Annotated in this window: 12 protein-coding genes and 3 pseudogenes; 6 read left to right on the top strand and 9 right to left on the bottom strand. The window is 74.2% G+C overall.

Going from position 1 to position 13975, the window contains the following annotated elements; all coding sequences use genetic code 11:
* Nucleotides 1-4: 4 nt before the first annotated feature.
* From AB0K43_RS10515 to katG, 3 genes and pseudogenes are all read right to left on the bottom strand, one after another.
* Nucleotides 5-721: pseudogene (locus AB0K43_RS10515) on the bottom strand (alpha/beta fold hydrolase); the annotation flags it as partial.
* A gap of 84 nt (nt 722-805) precedes the next feature.
* Nucleotides 806-2080, bottom strand: coding sequence for an MFS transporter (locus tag AB0K43_RS10520; RefSeq protein ID WP_363638188.1), 1275 nt, complete (start codon nt 2078-2080; stop codon nt 806-808).
* 129 nt (nt 2081-2209) lie between these two features.
* Nucleotides 2210-4441 (bottom strand): catalase/peroxidase HPI, encoded by a 2232-nt coding sequence (gene katG / locus AB0K43_RS10525; RefSeq protein WP_363637989.1) that lies wholly within the window; start codon nt 4439-4441, stop codon nt 2210-2212.
* Between the two features lie 460 nt (nt 4442-4901).
* On the opposite strand from katG, the gene AB0K43_RS10530 reads away from it, so the two are divergent.
* On the top strand, nt 4902-5312 hold the full coding sequence (locus AB0K43_RS10530; protein ID WP_363637991.1) for a Fur family transcriptional regulator: 411 nt from the start codon (nt 4902-4904) through the stop codon (nt 5310-5312).
* Here the strand turns inward: AB0K43_RS10530 and AB0K43_RS10535 are convergent.
* Together AB0K43_RS10535 and AB0K43_RS10540 are read right to left on the bottom strand one after the other, a co-directional pair.
* Entirely contained in the window at nt 5282-6733 is a 1452-nt protein-coding gene (locus AB0K43_RS10535) for an amidohydrolase family protein (RefSeq protein WP_363637993.1), read from the bottom strand. The genes AB0K43_RS10530 and AB0K43_RS10535 overlap by 31 nt on opposite strands.
* 32 nt (nt 6734-6765) lie before the next feature.
* A complete protein-coding gene (locus tag AB0K43_RS10540) occupies nt 6766-7038 on the bottom strand; it encodes an Atu4866 domain-containing protein (RefSeq protein ID WP_363637995.1) in 273 nt (90 codons plus the stop codon).
* A gap of 113 nt (nt 7039-7151) precedes the next feature.
* Between AB0K43_RS10540 and AB0K43_RS10545 the strand changes: the two genes are divergently transcribed.
* On the top strand, nt 7152-8060 hold the full coding sequence (locus tag AB0K43_RS10545; RefSeq protein ID WP_363637997.1) for a helix-turn-helix transcriptional regulator: 909 nt from the start codon (nt 7152-7154) through the stop codon (nt 8058-8060).
* A 119-nt stretch (nt 8061-8179) separates the two neighbouring features.
* On the opposite strand, the gene AB0K43_RS10550 is transcribed toward AB0K43_RS10545, so the two are convergent.
* The 3 genes and pseudogenes from AB0K43_RS10550 to AB0K43_RS10560 form a co-directional block, all read right to left on the bottom strand.
* Nucleotides 8180-9064: an oxygenase MpaB family protein gene (locus tag AB0K43_RS10550; RefSeq protein WP_363637999.1), complete on the bottom strand. Its 885-nt coding sequence runs from the start codon at nt 9062-9064 to the stop codon at nt 8180-8182.
* Between the two features lie 117 nt (nt 9065-9181).
* The gene (locus tag AB0K43_RS10555; RefSeq protein WP_363638001.1) at nt 9182-9673 is read right to left on the bottom strand and encodes a pyridoxamine 5'-phosphate oxidase family protein; all 492 of its coding nucleotides are present in this window, start codon (nt 9671-9673) and stop codon (nt 9182-9184) included.
* A 45-nt stretch (nt 9674-9718) separates the two neighbouring features.
* Nucleotides 9719-10048 (bottom strand): annotated as a pseudogene (locus AB0K43_RS10560) (AraC family transcriptional regulator); the annotation flags it as partial.
* Nucleotides 10049-10057: 9 nt separating this feature from the next.
* Between AB0K43_RS10560 and AB0K43_RS10565 the strand changes: the two are divergent.
* Nucleotides 10058-10231: pseudogene (locus AB0K43_RS10565) on the top strand (cysteine hydrolase); the annotation flags it as partial.
* Between the two features lie 8 nt (nt 10232-10239).
* On the opposite strand, the gene AB0K43_RS10570 reads toward AB0K43_RS10565, so the two are convergent.
* The gene (locus tag AB0K43_RS10570) at nt 10240-11253 is read right to left on the bottom strand and encodes a YafY family protein (RefSeq protein WP_363638003.1); all 1014 of its coding nucleotides are present in this window, start codon (nt 11251-11253) and stop codon (nt 10240-10242) included.
* A 99-nt stretch (nt 11254-11352) separates the two neighbouring features.
* On the opposite strand from AB0K43_RS10570, the gene AB0K43_RS10575 reads away from it, so the two are divergent.
* The 3 genes from AB0K43_RS10575 (at nt 11353) to AB0K43_RS10585 (ending at nt 13804) form a co-directional block, all read left to right on the top strand.
* Complete coding sequence (locus AB0K43_RS10575) at nt 11353-11751, top strand: VOC family protein (protein WP_363638005.1); 399 nt, start codon at nt 11353-11355, stop codon at nt 11749-11751.
* A gap of 71 nt (nt 11752-11822) precedes the next feature.
* A complete protein-coding gene (locus AB0K43_RS10580; RefSeq protein ID WP_363638007.1) occupies nt 11823-12830 on the top strand; it encodes a YihY/virulence factor BrkB family protein in 1008 nt (335 codons plus the stop codon).
* Nucleotides 12831-12919: 89 nt separating this feature from the next.
* Nucleotides 12920-13804 carry an oxygenase MpaB family protein gene (locus tag AB0K43_RS10585; RefSeq protein WP_363638009.1) on the top strand — a complete coding sequence of 295 codons (885 nt, stop codon included), beginning with the start codon at nt 12920-12922 and terminating at the stop codon, nt 13802-13804.
* The last annotated feature ends 171 nt before the right edge of the window (nt 13805-13975 follow it).

Consider the following 13975-nt stretch of genomic DNA (forward strand, 5'->3'; position numbering starts at 1 on the left):
CGCAGTAGTGGGCGCAGATCCGCACGAACGCGATCCGCTCGTCGATCTCCTGATCGCTGTACATGCCGGGGATGCCGTTGGGTTCGCCGGAGATCACCGCGTCCTCCCAGGCGAGCCAGTCGGCGGCGGCCCGTGCCCGGACGGCCCGGTCGGGATGCTCCATCAGCCGCGCGTACGCCGCCAGCAGATCGCCGTCCCGCTCGTGCTCGGGGACGCCGTCACGGAACCGGTCCCAGGCCTCGGGGTGGAAGCGCCCGGCCCCCCGGTAGAGCCAGTCGATCTCGGAGCGGCGGGTGGTGGTCACCGCCTGGATGATGACTTCGCCGACCCGCTCGGGGTGCTGCTGCGCATAGGCGAGCAAGAGCGTCGAGCCCCAGGAGGCACCGTTGAGCAACCACCGCTCGACGCCGAGGTGTTCGCGCAGCCGCTCGATGTCGTCGATCAGGTGCCGGGTGGTGTTCAGGCTCAGGTCGGCGGCCGGGTCGCTGGCGTGCGGGGTGCTGAGGCCGCAGTTGCGCTGGTCGTAGCGGACGAGGCGGTAGCACTCCGGGTCCCAGGCCCTGGTCGGCCGCTTCGGCGTGCCCGCCCCGGGGCCGCCGTGGATGTACAGGACGGGTTTGCCGTCGGGGTTGCCGAGTTGCTCGTAGTAGATCCGGTTGCCGTCCCCGGTGTCGAGGAAGCCGTGGTCGTAGGGACTGGTCGGAGGATAGAGGTCAACCATGACCGCCGATCCTAGGACGTGGCAGGAGTTCCGCCACCGGAATTCCTGCCTCAACCCATCTCCTGAACAGTACTTGACGGTTGATCAGGCGACGCCGCGGATGCGGTGCACCAGAGCGCCCGCCAGCAGGGTGACCAGGGCGGTGGCGAGGTAGAGGCCGGTGTAGCCGCCGAGGTGGGCCACCACCGGGGCGGCCAGCGCCGGGGCGAGCACCTGGGGGCCGGAGTTGGCGATGTTGATCACCCCGAGGTCCTTGGCCCGGTCGGCGGCGGCCGGCAGCACCTGGGTGACCAGCGCCTGGTCGACGGCGAGGTAGATCCCGAAACCGGCGCCGAGCACCGCCGCCGCCAGCACCGTCGCCGCCCAGGTGTGGCACAGGGCCAGCACCAGCGCGGCGACCGCCATCACCAGGCAGGAGACGACCACCGGCGCGCGCCGCCGCCCGGTCCGGTCGGAGATGACACCGGCGGGGATCGCGGTGAGCAGCGCGGCCGCGGTGTAGACGGCGGTCAGCACCAGCACCCCGTGGTCGGGGGCGGCGAGGTGGACCGCGTCGGTGAGGTAGAAGAGCAGGTAGAGGGTGCCGAGGGCGTTGCCCAGGTTGATCAGGAAGCGGGTGGCCCATGCCCAGCCGAAGTCCGGGTACCGGCGCGGGCTGACCCAGTAGCCGGTGGCGAGCGCCCGCAGGTCGGTGCGGGCCGAGGCGCCGCGTGGCAGCACCGGGTCCGGGTGGCCCAGCAGGAACGGCAGGGCGAGCAGCACGGTGAGCGCGGCGGTGAGCGCGTAGCCGGGCAGCACCCCGCTCACCAGCACGGTGACCAGGACCGCGCCGACCACCAGGCCGAGCGACTGGCTGATCCCGGTCCACCCGGAGACCAGGGCTCGCTGGCCGACCGGGACTTGGTCCGCGACGGGCGCGGTGACCCCGGCCAGCATGGCGTTGAGGCCGGTCTGGGCGAGGCACCAGCCGGCCGTGATGCCGGGCAGGCCGTGCCGGGTGGCGGTGAGCAGCAGCCCGGCGGCGCCGAGCAGCGCGCCGCCGAGGATCCAGGGGCGGCGGCGGCCGTAGCGGGAGGTGGTCCGGTCGGAGAGCGCGCCGGCCAGCGGGTTGACCAGCATCGCCACCAGGGCGCCGGCACCGGTGACCCAGGCCAGCAGTTCGGCCTTGCGGCCGGGGTCGAGCGCTTCGAGCTGGAGCGGCAGCAGGATCTGGATGGGCGTGAAGAAGCCCATGAAGACGGCGAGCGAGGCCAGGCCGAGCGAGGCCGTCCAGCCGGCCGTGACCGGGGTGGCGGGCTCGGCCAGGGCGTCCGGGGGCGGTGCGGTTGCGCCGATGACCGCCTCCCCCGGGGTGAATATGAGCCACGCTCATGTTCCGCCCCGAGTGTAGGGGCCGGGCCGGGCACTGCCAAGGGGGGCGACGCGCGACCTCCCGGAAACGGAAGACGTCCGGGCCGGCCACCTCGGGCCGGCCCGGACGTCACCCGATCAGACCAGGTCGAACCGGTCGAGGTCCATCACCTTGTTCCACGCCGCGACGAAGTCCCGGACGAACTTCTCCTTGGCGTCGTCGCTCGCGTAGACCTCGGCGAGCGCGCGCAGCTCGGAGTTCGAGCCGAACACCAGGTCGGCCCGGGTGCCGGTCCACCTGACCTCGCCGGTGGCCGCGTCGCGGCCCTCGAAGGTGTTCGCGTCCCCGGCGGCCGCCGTCCACGTCGTGCCCAGGTCGAGCAGGTTGACGAAGAAGTCGTTGGTCAGCCTGCCGGGGGTCTTGGTGAGCACGCCGAGCTGCGACTCCTGGTGGTTCGCGCCCAGCACCCGGAGGCCGCCGACCAGGACGGTCAGCTCGGGGGCGCTCAGGTTCAGCAGGTTCGCCCGGTCGATCAGCAGGAACTCGGCCGGCAGCCGGCTGCTCTTGCCGAGGTAGTTGCGGAACCCGTCGGCGGCCGGCTCCAGCGCGGCGAAGGACTCCACGTCGGTCTGCTCCTGCGAGGCGTCCACCCGGCCCGGCGCGAACGGGACCTCGACCGGGAAGCCGGCGTCCCCGGCCGCCTTCTCGACCGCCGTACCGCCGGCGAGCACGATCAGGTCGGCCAGCGAGACCCGCTTGCCATCGCCCTGGGCGGCGTTGAACGCCTCCTGGACACCCTCCAGGGTGCGCAGCACCGTGGCCAGCCGGTCGGGGTCGTTGACCTCCCACCCGCTCTGCGGCTGCAGGCGCAGGCGCCCGCCGTTGGCGCCGCCGCGCTTGTCGCTGCCGCGGAAGGAGGAGGCGGCCGCCCACGCGGTGGACACCAGCTGGGAGACCGACAGGCCCGAGGCGAGGATCCGGCTCTTCAGGTCGGCGATCTCGGCGGCGCCGAGCGGCTCGCCGGTCGCCGCGGGGAGCGGATCCTGCCAGAGCAGCACCTCGGACGGGACCTCGGGGCCGAGGTAGCGCACGATCGGGCCCATGTCGCGGTGGGTCAGCTTGTACCAGGCCCGGGCGAAGGCGTCCGCGAACTGGTCGGGGTGCTCCAGGAAGCGGCGCGAGATCTGCTCGTAGGCCGGGTCGACCCGCAGCGAGAGGTCGGTGGTCAGCATGGTCGGGGCATGGGTCTTGGACGCGTCGTGGGCGTCGGGCACGGTGCCCGCCCCGGCGCCGCCCTTCGGCCGCCACTGGTTCGCCCCGGCGGGGCTCTGGAACAGCTCCCACTCGTAGCCGAAGAGGATCTCGAAGAAGCTGTTGTCCCAGGTGATCGGGGTGTTGGTCCAGATGCCCTCGAGGCCGCTGGTGATCGCGTCCCCGCCCTTGCCGGTGCCGAAGGAGCTCTTCCAGCCGAAGCCCTGCTGCTCCAGCGGGGCGGCCTCGGGGTCGGGGCCGACGCTGTCCGCCGGGCCGGCGCCGTGGGTCTTGCCGAAGGTGTGGCCGCCCGCGATCAGGGCCACCGTCTCCTCGTCGTTCATCGCCATCCGGCGGAAGGTCTCGCGGATGTCGCGGGCCGCGGCGATCGGGTCCGGGTTGCCGTTCGGGCCCTCGGGGTTGACGTAGATCAGGCCCATCTGGACGGCGCCGAGCGGCTCCTCCAACTGGCGGTCACCGGTGTAGCGCTCATCGCCCAGCCAGGTGGTCTCCGGGCCCCAGTACACGTCCTCGTCGGGCTCCCAGACGTCCGCGCGCCCGCCGCCGAAGCCGAAGGTCTCGAAGCCCATCGACTCCAGGGCGACGTTGCCGGCCAGGATCATCAGGTCGGCCCAGGAGAGGGTGCGGCCGTACTTCTTCTTCACCGGCCACAGCAGGCGGCGGGCCTTGTCGAGGTTGCCGTTGTCCGGCCAGCTGTTGAGCGGGGCGAAGCGCTGCTGGCCGGCCCCGGCGCCGCCGCGGCCGTCGCTGATCCGGTAGGTGCCGGCGCTGTGCCAGGCCATCCGGATCATGAACGGGCCGTAGTGCCCGAAGTCGGCGGGCCACCAGTCCTGCGAGGTGGTCAGCACCTCGGCGATGTCCCGCTTCACGGCCGGGAGGTCGAGGCCGCGGAACGCCTCGGCGTAGTCGAACTCCTCGCCGAGCGGGTTCGCCACGGCCGGGTTCTTGGCAAGGATCTTCAGATTGAGCCGTTCCGGCCACCATTGGCGGTTCCCGCCGCCCTGGGTCGGGTGCGAGGCACGCCCGTGCGCGACCGGGCAGCCACCTGCGCCCTCCGTCTTCGCGTCTACGACGATTGCGTCATGGTTCTCAGACATGGGAATCCTTCCGGACCTGGCGGATCACGATGCTAAGGAAGTGCGGGTGGTGGAGCGGTCGAGGTGCGGGCCCCGGTGGCTGGAGTCGGCCTCGTCGATCCGGACGCCGCGGTGGGCGGAGGGCCTCACAGACGACTGTAAGGGAGGCGCCGCCCACACGAGGGGACACCGCGGCGGCGATCCCCCCGGAGCCGGGGCGGTCACCTCCCCGGACGGGCGCGAGCAGCACGGCGCGTTCGCCGGTCGTCCCGAGGCCGGCACCGCGCAGCTCCTCCGCGGTGGCCGTCACGTCGCTGTCTCCTGCCGTACCGGGGCTTCTCATCCCTTGGCTATCACCGGAACCGATCCTACGATGGACAGGTTCTAAGTCAAGAAGAACATCAGACTCATATCCGATCGGATTCGGAACACTCGACGCCAGATTGCGGACATCCCCATGAACCTGAACAGGTGAACCCACATGAGCGACCTGCTGGAGCGACTGCGCGGACGTGGCTGGCGGATGACCTCCCAGCGCCGGGTCGTGGCGGAGGTCCTGGACGGCGACCACGTGCACCTGACCGCCGACGAGGTGCACGCCCGGGCGGCCCGGCGGCTGCCCGAGATCTCCCGGGCGACCGTCTACAACACCTTGGGCGAGCTGGTCACCCTCGGTGAGGTCACCGAGGTCTCCACCGACGGCCGCGCCAAGCGCTACGACCCGAACGCCCACCGTCCGCACCAGCACCTGGTCTGCTCCGGCTGCGGCACCATCCGCGACGTCCACCCGACCGGCGACCCGCTCGCCGACCTCCCGGCGGACGAGCGCTTCGGCTTCACCGTGTCCGAGGCCCAGGTCACCTACCGCGGGCTGTGCCCCTCCTGCACCTGACCGGGCCGCCGGACGGCGGCGGCCGTGCGCAGGATGTGATCGCGGGAGGCGGCGGCCTGGCCGCGCAGCGCCGGAAGGTCCAGATCGAGCAGGCGGCCGGCCCACTTGCGGACCTGTCCGCCGATCAGGACGGTGTCGACGTTGCGGGCGTCGGCGCCGAGCACCACGGTGCCGACGGCGTCGTTGAGCGGCAGGTTGTTGATCTCCTCGGCGGTGATCACCAGCAGGTCGGCCTGCTTGCCGGGGGTGAGCGAACCGGTCACCGCGCCCAGCCCGTTGGTACGGGCCCCCTGCCGGGTGGCGAAGTCCAGCACGTCGGCGGTGCCGATCCGGACGGGCTCGCGCGCGGAGCCGTACGCCCCGTTCACGGCGCGCATCCGCTGGATGGTGTGCAGCGCCCGCATCTGGGTGAACATGTCGCCGGCGAGGGCGACCTCGACGTCGATGCTCAGCCCGGGCCGGACCCCGACCGAGAGCGCCTCGTCGACGGCCGGCACGGCGCTCTCCAGGCCGATCTGCGCATCGGAGCTCGGGGCCAGCGCGACGGTGGTGCCGCTCGCGCCGATCGCCCGCCAGGCGTCCGCGCTCAGGCCGGTGGCGTGGATCAGGGTCAGCTCCGGCCCCAGCAGGCCCTGCCGCTCCCAGTCGAGCACCGCCCGGGAGGAGGCGGCCCCGAAGACCGCGTCGACGCTCACCCCGACCCCCGACTCCGCTGCCCGGCGGGCCAGTTCGGGGCCGTAGGCAAGGCCGGGGCCGGCGATCTCGGCGGTGGCGAGGGCGGCCAGCCGGAAGGTGATCAGGTCGCCCGCGTACGCGGCCCGCAGCCGGGCCAGGTCGGCCGGCCACTGGTGGTCCCAGGCGCCGAAGTGCGGGCCCATCGAGGCGTGCACCCCTCGGATCCCGCTGTCGACCAAGGCGCGGACGGCCGCGTCGGAGTGGGCGGCGCTGCGCGAGTTGTGCGAGAAGTCCAGCATCGTGGTGATGCCGGTGTCGATGGCGCCCAGTGCGGCCAGCCTGGTGCCGACGTACATGTCCTCGGGCCGGTAGACGGGGGCGTACCCGGCCAGGGTGGCGGTGACGTACCCGCCCAGGTCGTCCACATCGGGCATGATCCGGCGCAGCTGGGCCTGCCAGGCGTGGCGGTGGGTGTCCACGAAGCCCGGGGTCAGCACCGCGCCCGCGACGTCGATCACGATGGCGTTCTCGGCGGCGCCGCGGGCCCGCAGGTCGGGGCCGACGGCGGCGATGGTGCTACCGCGGACGAGCAGGTCGCCGATGGCGAGGGTGCCGAGCTCCGGGTCGGCGGTGAGGACGGTGGCACCGGTGAACAGGATCCGGCGCTCGGGGTCGGCCGCGGTGCGGCGCAGCAGGTCGAGGAGTGCTTCGCGCGGCGTGTCGGTCGGGTGGACGGTGGGGTGCACGGTGGGTCCGTTCGTTTCGGTCGGTCGGTGGCTCACGCCGGGCGCCGGTGGTGGTGCGGGTCCTCCCGGTGGAGGACCAGGTGTTCGTGGTGGAGGACCCCTTCGCGGACGTCACCGGTCGCGGTGAAGCCGGTGTCGTCGAGGTAGTCGAGGTGGGTGCCGGTGACGGTGTAACTGCCGGTGTAGGCGCTGCGCCTGGTGCCACGCGCCTCGTCGTAGCGGCCGTCGGCCCTCAGCTCCTGCCGGATGTAGCCGTCGGCGGTCACCCACATGCCGACGAAGGGATGCGGTTGCTCGTTGTCCATGCCGACCAGCGTGGTGCGCGGCCCGGGCCGCCACCAGGCCGCGGTGTGCCGGGGTGCGGCGCACCCCGGCACATCGCTTCACCCACACCGGGGGGCCCACTAGCCTCGATGCCATGGACACCGGCCAGGCCCCGCACCACCACGATCCGATCGGCCCCGACCCCATCGGCCACGACCCGATCGGCGGCAATCCGATCGGCGACTACCTGCGCGCCCGCCGCGGGCAGCTCACCGCGGCGCCGACGGCCTTCGCGGGCACCGGGTACCGCCGGGTCCCCGGGCTGCGCCGCGAGGAGGTCGCCCTGCTGGCCGGGGTGAGCACCGACTACTACACCCGCCTGGAGCAGGGCCGCGAGCGCAACCCCTCCGAGCAGATCCTCCAGGCCCTGGGCCGCGCACTGGAGTTGGACGAGGAGGCCGTGGCGCACCTGGTCCGGATCGCCCGCCCGGCCGCGCGCCGCACCCGTCGGCCGCCGGCGGAGCGGGTCGCCCCGGCGCTGCGGCAGCTGTTGGACGGCCTGGCCGGCTCCCCCGCCCTCGTCCTCGGCCACGCGCTGGACGTGCTGGCGCTCAACCCGCTGGCCGCCGCCCTGTACGAGGGCTTCGAGCGGGTCGACAACCTGGCGCGGATGACCTTCCTGGACCCGGCCGCCCGCTCCTTCCACCGCGACCACGACCGCGCGGCCCGCGCCTCGGTCGCGGCCCTGCGGGTCGCCGCGGGCCGGCACGCCGGGAGCGCTCGGCTGACCGGACTCGTCGGCGAACTCTCCATCAAGAGCCACGAGTTCCGCATCCTCTGGGCCCGCCACGAGGTGCGTGGCAAGGCCCGCGAGGCCAAGCTGCTGCACCACCCCCGGATCGGCGAGCTGGACCTGCACTACGAGACCTTCACCGTCAACGCCGCACCCGGCCAGCAGCTCGTCGTCTACCAGGCCGAACCGGGCACCCCGTCGGCCGACGGCGTGGCCCTGCTCGCCGCGCTCACCGCCGGGGCGGCGCCCACCCCGAAGCTGCTGTCGTGATCCTGGCGGCGCGTCGGGACGGTGCGCCTGGGTGAGTCCTCAGGTGGCGGCGGGCCCTGGTGCTCGGTGCCCCGAACGCGCCGTACAGCCGGACGTGTCCCGCCGACGCGGCCCCGTCCTCAGCCGGTCCCCTGCGCGCCGGCGGCGGCCCGGGCCTCGGCGGCCGCCCGGATCGGCGACGGACCACAGGCCCAGACCATGATCCGGCCGCCGGCCCGCGCCAACGGGCGGTCCCAGACCGCGCGGACCAACCAAGGCCGCCGCACCGCGAGTTCGGACCGGGCCCAGTCCGGCAGGAGGCCGATCGAGGCGTTCGTCAGCAGCCGGACGGCCAGCCGCTCGCGGCGGCTGCGACCGAAGCCGCGCAGCAGCCGGAGCACCTCCGAAGCGGGTGGGGTGGCCCGCAACTCCGGCCGGATCCGGGCCAGATAGGCCGCCACCTCGGCGCGGGAGCCAGGCACGGCGGCGGCGCCCAGCCGCTCGGCGACCCGGGCCGCCTCGGCGAGGTAGCGGTCGCACTCGGCGGCGGTCAGGGGGGTCGCGGCGAGGGCCTGGTACCCGCTCAGGAAGCAGCGGACCTCGGCGGTGTGCACCCAGGTGAGCAGCTCCGGGTCGTCGGCGCGGTAGGGACGGCCGTCCGGCGCGGTGCCGCGGATCCGCGGGTGGATCCTGCGCACGGCCTCGATCGCCCGCTCGGCCGCGGCCGTCGACCCGAGCGTGGTGGTGGTGACGAACCGGGCCGTCCGGTTGAGCCGCCCGGTCGGGTCCTCCCGGAAGTCGGAGTGCGCGTCGACGGCGGCCATCGCCAGCGGGTGCAGGGACTGCAGCAGCAGCGCCGCGAACCCGCCCACCAGCATCCCGGCCGGGTGTCCGTGCACCCGCCACACCACGCTGTCCGGCCCGAACAGGCCCGGATCCCCCGCTGGCCGGTCGTACCGCTCCAGATGCAGGTCCTGCCCGTGCACGGTGGCATTGATCTCCGCCAGCAGCCGCCCCCGCAGCACGGCAACCGGCCTACGCCACCCGATCGCACCACGCCCCGACCCCACCATGTCCGCCCCCGCCCCTCGCCACCCGGGACCACCACAGTACGCCCGGCCGGGCACCGTTCGGGAGGTGCGTCAGGTGCGGTCGGCCTGGCGGCGGACCAGTTCCTCGACGGCGCTCGGGAGGGTGGTCTCGAAGTCGATCAGCTTGGCCCAGGTCGGGGTCACGACGATGCGGACCATGCCGTCGTAGAGCGCGCGGACGCCCGCCTCCCACTCGACCCGCTGCTCGGGGGTCATGGTGAGGGCTCCGTTCATCCGGAGGAACTCGTCCGGGATGCCCTCGACCACGTCCAGTTCGGCCAGGCCGCGGACCAGCAGGATGTGCGGCGGGTGGGCCTCGGTGTCGATGGTCAGGGCGACCGCCGGGTGGTGGCGCAGCGCCGGCAGCTTGGGGGCGTTCTTCGCGGTGCACATGACGAGCTCCGCGCCGTTCCAGAGGAAGCCGATCGGGACGACCCGGGGTGTGCCGTCCTTGGCGACGTAGGCCAGGCGGGCCAGGTCGCGGGCCAGGAGTTCCTGGCTGAGCGGACGGTTCAGTACCTCGGAGATCTCGCTCGGCTGCATGGTCGCGCCCAACCTTCCCACGGTCGTCCACCCTGTCCTCCCAGCTTAGGGCGCCGCGGCCGCCCCGGTGCGGGCGTACCGGCCCGGGGTGGTGCCGACGACCCGGCGGAAGTGCCGGGTGAGGTGCGACTGGTCGTAGAAGCCCGCGGCGGTCGCCACCTCGCCCGGCGGCAGCCCGTCCAGCAGCAGCCGGCGGGCCAGGTCGACCCGGCGGGCCGTCAGGTACTGGTTCGGCGCGAGGCCGAAGGCGGCGCCGAACGCGCGGACCAGGTGGGTCGGGTGGGCGTGGACCAGCCGCGCGGCCTCCTCCAGCCTCGGCGCGTCCGGCAGCCGTGCGTCGAGGATCTCCCGCAGGTCGTGGGCCACCCCGCGCCCCGCCGGCGCGCCTTCAACCTCGGCTACCGCCCCACCGTGGTCGCCGAAGCCACCGCCACCCGCGCGCTCACCGCCCCCGACGGGTCGGTCCTGCCCGCCGCGGCTCTGCACGCCGCCGCGCTGACCACCATCACCGACCTGTTCGGCACCGTCGTCCGCACGGTCGACGCCCTGCCGGCCTGAACCGGGGTTCAGGGCGCGGGCCGCTCCGGGGGCCCGCCCCGGCCCGCCGACGCCGCCAAGCGCTCGGCGAGGCCGAGCACGAGCGCGCGCAGCTCGGCCGGCTGCTCGATCTCGAACGGCCGGTCGAGCGCGGCGAGCACGGCGGGGAGCCAGTCCAGGCGCTCGACGCGAAGCTCGACCCGGGACCAGCCGGCACCCTCACCGTCCGGGCCCGCGTCGGGGTCGGCCGCGAGTCCCGTCACCGTCGCGACGGTGACGGGAAGCCGGGTACGGATCTGCTCGGGAGTCGCCCGCATCCGCAGCACCACGCGGTGCCGGTACCCGGCCGTGGCGAAGCCTGCCACGACGCGCCGCGCCGGATCGAGGTCGGCGGGCGGCTCGAAGGTCCCGGGCCGACTCCGCACCTCCGTGACGCGGTCCAGGCGGAAGGTGCGCTCCTCACCGGCCGCCGGGTCCAGCCCCGTCAGGTACCACCTGCCGAAGTGGCCGACCAGCCCGTACGGATGGACCGTCCGGACGCTGCGCCGCCCGTCGGCGGCCGTGTAGCCGATCTCGACCGGGGTGCGGTGGCGGACGGCATCGGCGACGGCGAGCAGGACGGTGCCGTCCACGGCGGGGCCGGCCGGCTCCGAGGTGAACGCGAGCGAGCCGAGCACGGCGTCCACCCTGCCCGACAGGCGGCGGGGCAGCACCCGGCGGATCTTGGCCAGGGCGGTCTCGGCCGCCGTGCCCGGCGCCGGCAGCCCCGCGTGCCGGCCGGCGACCAGCCCCAGCACCACGGCCACGGCCTCGTCGTCACCGAGCATGAGCGGGGGCATCCGGTATCCGGGCGCGAGCCGGTAGCCGCCGTACCGGCCGCGCACCGACACCACCGGCACGTCGAGCTCGACCAGGTGAGCGACGTAGCGCCGGACCGTACGCTCGTCCACCTCCAGCCGGCCCGCCAGTTCGGCGAGGGTGCGGACCCCGCCCGCCTGGAGGAGCTCCAGCAGGGCCAGCACGCGGGAGGTCGGCTTCGTCATACCGACATTCTCCTGCGGATACCGGGCGGAAACTGTCCGGTATCCCTCGTAGCGTGAATCCCGACCCAGCAACGACAGCAACGACCACCGGGAGTCACCATGGACTTCGTCTCGATCCGCGTCATCACCGAGGACGTCGCGCGCCTCGTCGGGTTCTACGAACGCGTCACCGGCGCGTCCGCCGCCTGGAGCACCGAGGACTTCGCCGAACTCGCCCTCGGGTCGGCCACCCTGGCGATCGCCGGCATCCGGACCGTCCCGCTGTTCGGGCCTGGCACCGCGCAGGCCCGCGCCAACCGCAGCAGCATCGTGGAGTTCCTGGTGGACGACGTCGACGCGCTGCACGCCGCCCTCGACGGGCAGGTCGACGGATTCGTCAACGCGCCGACCACGATGCCGTGGGGCAACCGCTCGCTGCTGCTGCGCGACCCGGACGGCAACCTCGTCAACCTCTTCACCCCGGTCACCCCCGCCGCCAGGGCGAAGTTCGGGCGCTGACCCGCCCTCCCCTCCGTCATATCCGCCACCGGCCAGGTGTCGACCGCGCGGCGGGGGGCAGACGCCCCTGCGTGAATCCGATCGAGCGAACCCTGCGTGCCCTGGACCGCCTCCAGCAGCGCCACCGGACGGCGGGCCTGGTCGTCGGGGTGGTCAGGAAGTACGGCGACGACCGCGGCGGGCTGCTCGCCGCCCTGGTCACCTACTACGGCTTCGTGGCCCTGATCCCGCTGCTGCTCCTGCTCAGCACCGCCCTCGGCTTCTTCCTGCGCGGCCACCCCGAGGCGCAGCGGGCGGTGCTGGACTCCGCGCTCGCCGACTTCCCGATCATCGGCGACCAGCTGCGCCAGAACGTCCACTCCCTGCAGGGCAGCGGGCTGGCGCTGGTCATCGGCGTGCTCGGGCTGCTGTACGGGGCGCTCGGCATCGCCCAGGTGCTCCAGCACGCGATGGCCGAGATCTGGAACGTCCCCGGGGTGCAGCGGCCCGGCTACTGGCCCCGGCTGGGCCGCAGCCTGCTGCTGTTCGCGGTGCTCGCCACCGGGCTGCTGCTGACCACGGCGGCGGGCGCGCTGGTCGGCTCCACCCTGGCCGGGACGCCCGCCCGGGTCGGCGGGCTGATCGTCTCGGCCCTGCTGAACGCCGCCCTGTGCCTGGCCTGCTTCCGGGTGCTCACCCCCAAGGAGATCCCCGCCAAGGCGCTGTGGCCCGGCTGCGCGCTCGCCGGGCCGCTGTTCACCGTGCTCCAGGCCTTCGGATCCCTGCTGGTCACCCATGAGCTGCGGCACGCCGGCCAGGTCTACGGCTTCTTCGCGACCGTGATCGGCCTGCTCTCCTGGATCTACCTCGCCGCGCAGATCACCGTGTACGCGGCCGAGACCGACGCGGTGCTCTTCCACCGGCTGTGGCCGCGCAGCATCCTCCAGCCACCGCTCACCGCGGCCGACGAGAAGGTCCTGGCCTCCGTCGCCCGGAAGGAGGAGCGCCGCCCCGAGGAGCACGTGGACGTCTCCTTCGGCGACCCCGACGAGCCGCCTGGTCCGGCCGGGGCGGACGACGGCCGACCGCACCGACCGTGAGCGGTCGGCGCCGGTGCGGCGGCCCGGCGGCCGGGCTTCGTGGCCCGCGGGCTCCCGGTGGCCCGGGGCGCGCCCGTAGCATGGGTGGCATGGAGGCTGACAGGGTGCGGCCCGACGGTCTGGACGCCGTGCGCAGGCGCGCGGGGGCCGCGCTGTTCGCCCGGATCGCCGGGCCGGACGGCGAGGCCGTACGGCGGCGGATCCACGACACCCCGGGCCCGCGGTGGTTCGGGCCGCAGCGGCCGATCCGGCAGGTGCACGGGGACGCGTCGATGTTCGTGGGCGGTCTGCGGGCGCTGCTGCTGCAGTCGCTGCACCCGCTGGCCATGGCGGCGGTGGCGGCGCACTCGGGCTACCGGGGCGATCCCTGGGGCCGGTTGCAGCGCACCAGCACCTTCCTCGCCGTGACCACCTTCGCCACCGCCGACGACGCGCAGCGCGCGGTCGACCGGGTCCGAGCCGTGCACCGCCGCGTGCACGGCACCACCTCGGCCGGTGAGCCGTACCGCGCGAGCGACCCGCACCTGCTCGGTTGGGTGCACGTGTGCGAGGTCGACAGCTTCCTGCGCGCCCACCGGCGCTACGGCGCACGGCCGTTGGACGAGGCCGGGTACGACGGCTACGTCGCGGACACCGCCGTGATCGGGGCGGCCCTCGGCATCCCGGACCCGCCGCGCGACCAGGCCTCGCTGGCCGCCCGGCTCGCCGCGTACCGGGCCGAGCTCCGCAGCACCCCGCAGGCCCGCGAGGCGGCGCGGTTCCTGCTGCTCAGCCCTCCTCTCCCCTGGGCCGCGCGGCCGCCGTACGCGGTGCTGGCGGCCGGCTCCGTCGCGCTGCTGCCCTGGTGGGCGCGGGCACCGCTGCGGCTGCCCTGGCTGCCCCTGGTCGAGGCCACCGGGGTCCGCCTGGCCACGGACGGGCTGACCCGGACGATCCGCTGGGTGATGGCCCCGCCCGCCACCGCCGTTCCCTGACCGCGGACCCCAGCGGACCGCACCGTACCGAACTCCCCGGATCAGCCCGGCTGTCGGACCAGGACGTCGTCGACCGCGAAAAGGCCGCCGCGCCGGCGCCGCCCTGGACCCGCAGCCGCAGCGTGCTCGCCGCTCCCGAGCCGGCGGCCAGGCGCACGGCCTCGTTCGTGC

The sequence above is a fragment of the Kitasatospora sp. NPDC049258 genome, assembly GCF_040678895.1.
Classification (GTDB): Bacteria; Actinomycetota; Actinomycetes; order Streptomycetales; family Streptomycetaceae; genus Kitasatospora.